Here is a 6124-nt window from a genome sequence, read left to right on the forward strand (position 1 = left end):
GGGCGCGCGCTGCCGCGGCCTCAGGCGTCGAAGGGGAGCGTGCACCGCACGACGGCGTCGTACTCGACCAGGCGGTCCATCGCGGCCCGTGTGGTCTCCGGGGCGGCCCGGTCGCGGTGGGCGACGACGAACCGCTGACCACGGGTCCCCGGCGCACCCCGGTCCGCGGCGGAGAAACGCAGGAACGCCTCGGCGACCTCGCGGTAGCGGCGCCGCGTCGCCTCGTCGCCGACCTGTGTCGCGAGCCAGGCGACGTACGGCTCGAGGCGGTTCGTGACGCCGTCGGCCGGGCCGGCCGGGTCCTCGGTGACGGGCTGGGGCTCCATGGCGGTCCTCCGGTGGTGGGGGTGTGACCGCCGACGCCTACCCGCCGGCCGGACGCCCATGCCGGTTTCGCCGGGAGGCGCCCGGGTAGCCGGGCGCCCGCACCACCGGCGACATCGAGGAGGACCCCATGCGTGCCCTGACCTGGCACGGCCGCCGCGACGTCCGGGTGGACACCGTCCCCGACCCGGTCGTCGAGCAGCCCGACGACGTGGTCGTGCAGATCACCAGCTCCGGCCTGTGCGGCTCCGACCTGCATCTCTACGAGGTGCTCACCCCGTTCCTGTCGCCCGGCGACGTCCTCGGCCACGAGCCGATGGGCGTGGTGGCCGAGGTGGGGCCCGCCGTCACCGAGCTGTCGGTCGGCGACCGCGTCGTGATCCCGTTCAACGTCAGCTGCGGGCACTGCTGGATGTGCGGGCGCGGCCTGCAGTCCCAGTGCGAGACCACGCAGAACCGCGAACAGGGGACCGGCGCGTCCCTGTTCGGCTACACCGCGCTCTACGGTCAGGTGCCCGGCGGACAGGCCGAGTACCTGCGGGTGCCGTTCGGCAACTCGCTGCCGATCCGGGTGCCCCAGGGGCCGCCGGACGACCGGTTCCTGTTCCTGTCCGACGTGCTGCCGACGGCGTACCAGGCCGTGCAGTACGCCGCGACCCCCGCCGACGGGACGCTGGTGGTGCTGGGGCTCGGACCGATCGGGGACATGTGCACCCGGATCGCCGCCCACCTGGGCGTGCGGCAGGTGGTCGGCGTCGACCTCGTGCCCGAGCGGCTGGCCCGGGTCGAGGCGCGTGGGATCCCGGCGCTGGACCTGAGCCACGGCGACGACGAGGTGCTCGGTGCGATCCGGTCGATGACCAGGGGCCGCGGCGCCGACGCCGTCATCGACGCGGTCGGCATGGAGGCCCACGGGTCCCCGGTCGCGGCCGCCGCCCAGAAGGTCGTGGCCGCGATGCCCTCCGGGCTGGGCCGCACGGTCATGAAGACCGCGGGCAGCGACCGCACCGCGGCGCTGGAGCTGGCGATCGGCGCGGTGCGCCGGGGCGGCACGATCTCCCTGTCGGGGGTCTACGGCGGCAGCGCCACCCCGCTGCCGCTGCTCACCCTGTTCGACAAACAGGTGCAGATGCGGATGGGGCAGGCCAACGTGTGGCGCTGGGTCCCCGACCTGCTCCCGCTGCTCGGTGACGACGACCCGCTCGGCGTCGACCACTTCGCCACCCACCGGATGCCGCTGGAGGAGGCCGCCCAGGCCTACTCGATGTTCCAGGACAAGACCGACGGTGCGGTGAAGGTGCTCTTCACCCCCTGAGCCCGGCACCGCCCCCGGGTCCGGTCCCGGGGCCGGGGGACCGGTCAGCGGGCCTCGTCCTCGCGGTGTTCCTCGGCGAGCGCCTCCGCGCGGGCCTCGGCGCCGGTCCGGCCCGCGTAGCCCTCGTCGCGCCCGGCCACGCGGCCCACGAACTCGCCCGACGCGCCGGTGCCGGTGGTGGACGCCGAGTCGCCGTCCTCCCGGGGCAGGCCGCCGGTCTCGCGGGAGTTGGCCAGGTTCGGGTCGGGCTCGACGTCCTCGGCCGGGCCGCGTCCGCGCAGCCGGTCCACCAGTCGTCCCAGGAAGGAGGTCATGCGGAAGGGGTACCTCCGGCGGCCGCCCTCACACGTGCGGCCCCGGACCGCGTGGTCGGGCGCCGCGGACGGGGCGGGTCGGCCGCGGAACCCTGCCCCCGAGCTGCTCCGGCGAACGCCCGCGGCTGCCCGCGATCGTGCTGTACGTCGGTGTGCCGGACGGACGGCCGCGGACGGTGTCCGGATGCACCGGCGCCGGGTGACCTCAGGTGTTGGTCGGGAAGCCGAGGTTCAGCCCGGCGTGGCTCGGGTCGAGCCAGCGGGTGGTGACGACCTTGCCCCGGGTGAAGAAGTGCACGCCCTCGGTGCCGTGCGCGTGGGTGTCGCCGAACAGCGAGTTCTTCCAGCCGCCGAAGCTGTAGTAGGCCATCGGCACGGGCACCGGCACGTTGATGCCGATCATGCCGACCTCGACCTCGTTCTGGAAGCGGCGGGCGGCGCCGCCGTCGTTGGTGAAGATCGCGGTGCCGTTGCCGTAGGGGTTGGCGTTGATCAGCTCCACGGCGCGCGCGTAGGTCTCGACGCGCACCACCGACAGCACCGGGCCGAAGATCTCGTCGGTGTAGACGGACATGTCGGTGCCGACGTGGTCGAGCAGGGTGGGGCCGACGAAGAAGCCGGACCCGTCGGCGTCGAACTCGCCCTGCCTGCCGTCGACGACGACGGTGGCGCCCTCGGACTCGCCGGCGTCGATGTAGCCCGACACACGCTCCTGGGCGGCCCGCGTGACCAGCGGGCCCATGTCGCAGGAGCGGCGGCCGTCGCCGGTGCGCAGGGCGCGGGCCCGGTCGGCGATCTTCGAGACCAGGGTGTCGGCGATGGCGCCGACGGCCACGAGCGCGGAGACGGCCATGCAGCGTTCGCCCGCGGAGCCGAACCCGGCGTTGACCGCCTGGTCGGCGGCGAGGTCGAGGTCGGCGTCGGGCAGCACGACCATGTGGTTCTTCGCCCCGCCGAGCGCCTGGACGCGCTTGCCGTGCGCGGTGCCGGTCTCGTAGACGTAGCGGGCGATCGGGGTGGAGCCGACGAAGCTGACGGACTTGACGTCCGGGCTGGTCAGCAGCGCGTCGACGGCGGTCCTGTCCCCGTTGAGGACGTTGAACACGCCGTCGGGCAGGCCGGCCTCGGACCACAGCTCGGCGATCCAGAGCGCGGCGGAGGGCACCTTCTCCGAGGGCTTGAGCACCACGGTGTTGCCGGTGGCGATCGCGACCGGGAAGAACCACATCGGGACCATCGCCGGGAAGTTGAACGGACTGATGATCCCGACGACGCCCAGCGGCTGGCGCACCGAGTGCACGTCGACGCCGGTGGAGGCGTTCTCCGTCGCCGAGCCCTTGAGCAGGTGCGGCATCCCGCAGGCGAACTCGACGACCTCCTGGCCGCGCGCGACCTCGCCCGCGGCGTCGGAGAGCACCTTGCCGTGCTCGGCGGTGATCAGCGCGGCCAGCTCCGGGGCGCGGGCGTCGAGCAGCTCGCGGAAGCGGAACAGGATCTGGGTGCGCGTGGTGAGCGAGGTGTCGCGCCAGGCCGGGAACGCGGCCTTCGCGGCGGCGATCACCGCGGCGGCCTCGTCGGCGCTCGCGAGGGGCAGGTGCGCGGTGACCTCGCCGGTGGCCGGGTCGGTGACCTCGGACGTCCGCCCGGAGGTGCCCTCGACCCGCGCTCCCGCGACCCAGTGGTGGAGCGTCTTCTGCAACGTGCTCGTCATGATCGGCCCTTCTCAGCTGGTCGGGCGCCAGCGTCTCACCCGGCCCGGCCGGGGGCGAGCCCGTGCTCCAGCGGCAGCCCCCGGCCGGCGACGACGTCCTTCATGACCAGCGTCGAGGACAGCCGCTGCACCCCGGGCAGGGTGGTGAGGCGCTCGTCGTAGAGCCGCTGGAACGCGGGCAGGTCCCGGGTGATGATCCGCAGCAGGTAGTCCGGGTCGCCGAAGAGCCGCTGGGCGGCGACGACCTGCTCGATGTCCTCGACGGCCGACTCGAACGCCTGCACCGTGTCCTGCACGGCCTCGTGCATGGTCACGAACACCAGCGCGTCGAAGCCCAGGCCGAGCCGGTGCGCGTCGAGGTGGGCGCGGTAGCCCGCGATCGCCCCGGAGGACTCCAGGGCGCGCAACCTGCGGTGGCACGGCGACACCGACAGCCGCACCCGTTCGGCCAGCTCGGTGACGGTCAGACGGCCGTCGGCCTGCAGCTCGGCAAGAATCTTCCGATCAATCACGTCCACGGAGGGGATTTTTGCACAATACAGGGCGTGTGATGGGAACATCGGGAACACCTGGCGGCGCATCCTGCCTACCGTCGGGGCATGCCGATCGGAAGCGTGCTGGGGTTCTCCGGCCTGTCGTTGCTGCTGGTCCTCACGCCCGGCGCGGACTGGGCGTACATGATCCGCGCGGGGCTGCGCGGGCGGACGGTGCTGCCGTCGCTGGCGGGGCTGCTCAGCGGGCACCTGGCACTCGCCGCGCTCGTCGCGGCCGGGATTGCGGCGGTCGTCGCGCGCCGGCCGGAGGTCCTCACCGTGCTCACCGCCGTCGGTGCCGCCTACCTGCTGGTGCTCGGCGCGACGACGCTGCTCCGCCCGGCCGGCCCCGCCGCCGCGGCCGTGGACGGCGGCGGATCCGGGCTGGGCGACCTGGTCCGCGGCGCCGGGGTCAGCGGGCTCAACCCGAAGGCGCTGCTGCTGTTCCTGGCGCTGCTGCCGCAGTTCACCGACCCGGCCGCCGCGGTCCCCGTCGGCGGGCAGATCCTCCTGCTCGGCCTGGTGCACGTGCTGGGTTGTGCCCTCGTCTACACCGGCGTGGGCGTCGGCGCCCGCACCGTCCTGGCCGCGCGGCCCGCCGCGGCGCGCGTCGTGTCCCGGGTCGCGGGCGCCGCGATGGTGACCCTCGGCGCCGTCCTGCTGGCGTCCCAGCTCATTACGGTGTAATCCTGTAATCATCGATGCGGGAGGTGCGCGATGACAGGACGAGGACGCGGACGGGGCGGCTGGCAGCAGGCCGACCTCCCCCCGGCCGACGACGCCGCGGCGTGGTTCACCGGACGGCTGCCCGACGGGTGGTTCACCGGCGCGCCGGAGGTGACGGTCGACCGGGACGAGATCGTCGTGGTGGGGGAGCTGCCCCCGCCGGGCGGCGACCACTCCGACACCGATGCGGGACGGGCCGACGCCGCGGCCGCCGAGACCGGGCGGATCTCGCGGTTCCGCGAGGAGACCCGGGACCGGCGGATCGAGATCGCCCGCGAGGCCGAGAGCCGCTACCGGCGCAAGGTCGCCTGGGGCGCACGGATCGGCGGGACGCGCGAGCTGTTCACGACGATCTCGGTGCCGGTGATGACCCGGCTGCGTCAGCCCGAGCGGGCGGTGCTCGACACCCTCGTCGACGCCGGCGTGGCCCGGTCCCGGTCGGACGCGCTGGCCTGGTCGGTGCGGCTGGTCGGCCGGCACGCCGACGAGTGGCTGACCGACCTGCGCGAGGCGATGGGACGGGTGGAGGAACTGCGCTCCCAGGGCCCGGAGTGACCCCGCGCTGAGACGGTCGGCCGCTGCCGCTCGCCCGGACGTCGCTCCGGCCGGTCTCACCCGACCCGCAACACGTCACGCACCGGGTCGAACTCCACTGCGCCCGTCGCGTGCAGCTCGCGCAGCCAGCCCGCCATGGGCCACCACCCCCAGCGGTCGTGGAACAGCCGGGCGTTGCCGACGATCTCGGCGATCCGGGCCGGGTCGGTCCGGGCCGGCGGATGGTGCTGGTGGTACGCGTGCGCCCCGCCCACCCACACCAGGTCCAGCCCGCAGGAGAGCGCGAAGTCGGTGTCCTCGCCGCCGTAGCCGGCGTAGTCCTCGCAGAACCCGCCGCCGGCCCGCCACGCGTCGGCGGTGACGGCGAACGACAGCGACCAGAACAGCTCCCGGCGCGGCTCGGCGACCAGTGCCCCGTCGGCCGGCGCCGGGCGCGCCGGGTGCGGGTCGGTGTGACGGTGCAGGTCCCGTTCCGGCAGCACCCCCGCCGGCAGGTAGGTGACCGGCCCGCACAGCAGTGCGTCCGGGCGTCGTGCCGCGGCGCGGAGGTAGCCGTCGACCAGGCCGTCCCCGGGCAGGCAGTCGACGTCGAGGAACACCAGCAGCGTCGCCCCGCCGGCGAGCGCGGCGCCCGCCCCGGCGTTGC

General features: G+C 74.4%; 8 protein-coding genes. 3 read left to right on the top strand and 5 right to left on the bottom strand.

The features are described 5' to 3' along the window. Window positions 1–20: 20 nt before the first annotated feature. Window positions 21–326, bottom strand: coding sequence for a hypothetical protein (locus tag NH602_RS26965; RefSeq protein ID WP_179760015.1), 306 nt, complete (start codon window positions 324–326; stop codon window positions 21–23). 128 nt (window positions 327–454) lie between these two features. Between NH602_RS26965 and NH602_RS26970 the strand changes: the two genes are divergently transcribed. Further along, window positions 455–1639 carry an alcohol dehydrogenase catalytic domain-containing protein gene (locus tag NH602_RS26970; protein ID WP_253069247.1) on the top strand — a complete coding sequence of 395 codons (1185 nt, stop codon included), beginning with the start codon at window positions 455–457 and terminating at the stop codon, window positions 1637–1639. Window positions 1640–1683: 44 nt separating this feature from the next. On the opposite strand, the gene NH602_RS26975 is transcribed toward NH602_RS26970, so the two are convergent. From NH602_RS26975 to NH602_RS26985, 3 genes are all read right to left on the bottom strand, one after another. Then, window positions 1684–1953 (bottom strand): hypothetical protein, encoded by a 270-nt coding sequence (locus NH602_RS26975; protein WP_157818236.1) that lies wholly within the window; start codon window positions 1951–1953, stop codon window positions 1684–1686. Between the two features lie 205 nt (window positions 1954–2158). After that, on the bottom strand, window positions 2159–3664 hold the full coding sequence (locus NH602_RS26980; protein ID WP_253069248.1) for a CoA-acylating methylmalonate-semialdehyde dehydrogenase: 1506 nt from the start codon (window positions 3662–3664) through the stop codon (window positions 2159–2161). Window positions 3665–3699: 35 nt separating this feature from the next. Next, the gene (locus NH602_RS26985) at window positions 3700–4182 is read right to left on the bottom strand and encodes an Lrp/AsnC ligand binding domain-containing protein (protein WP_253069249.1); all 483 of its coding nucleotides are present in this window, start codon (window positions 4180–4182) and stop codon (window positions 3700–3702) included. An 81-nt stretch (window positions 4183–4263) separates the two neighbouring features. Here NH602_RS26985 and NH602_RS26990 point away from each other — a divergent pair, with 81 nt between their 5' ends. After that, entirely contained in the window at window positions 4264–4884 is a 621-nt protein-coding gene (locus NH602_RS26990; protein ID WP_179760011.1) for a LysE family translocator, read from the top strand. A 30-nt stretch (window positions 4885–4914) separates the two neighbouring features. Further along, entirely contained in the window at window positions 4915–5478 is a 564-nt protein-coding gene (locus NH602_RS26995; protein WP_179760010.1) for a hypothetical protein, read from the top strand. A gap of 56 nt (window positions 5479–5534) precedes the next feature. Here the strand turns inward: NH602_RS26995 and NH602_RS27000 are convergent. Continuing rightward, window positions 5535–6124: glycosyltransferase family 2 protein (locus tag NH602_RS27000; RefSeq protein WP_253069250.1), on the bottom strand; the 590-nt coding region annotated here is incomplete at its 5' end.

The sequence above is a fragment of the Pseudonocardia sp. McavD-2-B genome (assembly GCF_024124365.1).
Classification (GTDB): domain Bacteria; phylum Actinomycetota; class Actinomycetes; order Mycobacteriales; family Pseudonocardiaceae; genus Pseudonocardia; species Pseudonocardia alni.

Excerpts from the sequence above, each read along its gene's own strand:
- NH602_RS26965 (WP_179760015.1), bottom strand. The coding sequence starts at position 326 with ATGGAGCCCCAGCCCGTCACCGAGGACCCGGCCGGCCCGGCCGACGGC.
- NH602_RS26970 (WP_253069247.1), top strand. The coding sequence starts at position 455 with ATGCGTGCCCTGACCTGGCACGGCCGCCGCGACGTCCGGGTGGACACC.
- NH602_RS26975 (WP_157818236.1), bottom strand. The coding sequence starts at position 1,953 with ATGACCTCCTTCCTGGGACGACTGGTGGACCGGCTGCGCGGACGCGGC.
- NH602_RS26980 (WP_253069248.1), bottom strand. The coding sequence starts at position 3,664 with ATGACGAGCACGTTGCAGAAGACGCTCCACCACTGGGTCGCGGGAGCG.
- NH602_RS26990 (WP_179760011.1), top strand. The coding sequence starts at position 4,264 with ATGCCGATCGGAAGCGTGCTGGGGTTCTCCGGCCTGTCGTTGCTGCTG.
- NH602_RS26995 (WP_179760010.1), top strand. The coding sequence starts at position 4,915 with ATGACAGGACGAGGACGCGGACGGGGCGGCTGGCAGCAGGCCGACCTC.